Origin of the sequence: Paenibacillus forsythiae T98 (assembly GCF_000520735.1) — a bacterium.
In the GTDB taxonomy this organism is placed as follows: domain Bacteria; phylum Bacillota; class Bacilli; order Paenibacillales; family Paenibacillaceae; genus Paenibacillus_AQ; species Paenibacillus_AQ forsythiae.
Window position 1 is genome coordinate 1 of the sequence record NZ_ASSC01000112.1, and the last position, 366, is coordinate 366.

At 48.6% G+C, this 366-nt stretch carries 1 protein-coding gene; it reads left to right on the forward strand.

All coding sequences use genetic code 11. The features are described 5' to 3' along the window. Positions 1-75: 75 nt before the first annotated feature. Positions 76-366 (forward strand): helix-turn-helix domain-containing protein (locus L692_RS0103825; RefSeq protein ID WP_025697365.1); only part of this gene is annotated, 291 nt, incomplete at its 3' end.

A 366-nucleotide genomic window follows, 5' to 3' on the forward strand; every position in this document is an offset into this window, starting at 1 on the left:
CTCTTAGGCCCCCCAATTAAACTGGAGTCTCCCCACCCAATAATTTAAACTGGAGATAAGGGAGAGAGGACGAGAATGGGAAAAAGGTTGAAAGAGGAAGAACGGCTGAAAATCGTTAAGGAAGCGTTGGCTGGAGTTAAGGTGGGGGTGTTATCCCGCATGTATGACATTCATCCCGAAACCATACGCGGGTGGATCAGGGATCTCCGTGACTCGATTCCAGCCGAGGATATTCCGGTTGCAGACGAGCATTTGCAAGAGCTTCAACGACTGCAGGATGTGGAACAACGCTATGAAAAGGCCATGAAGGTGCTTGGAGAAAAAGAACTGGAGCTTGAGATTCTGCGTGAACTGCTAAAAAAGCCA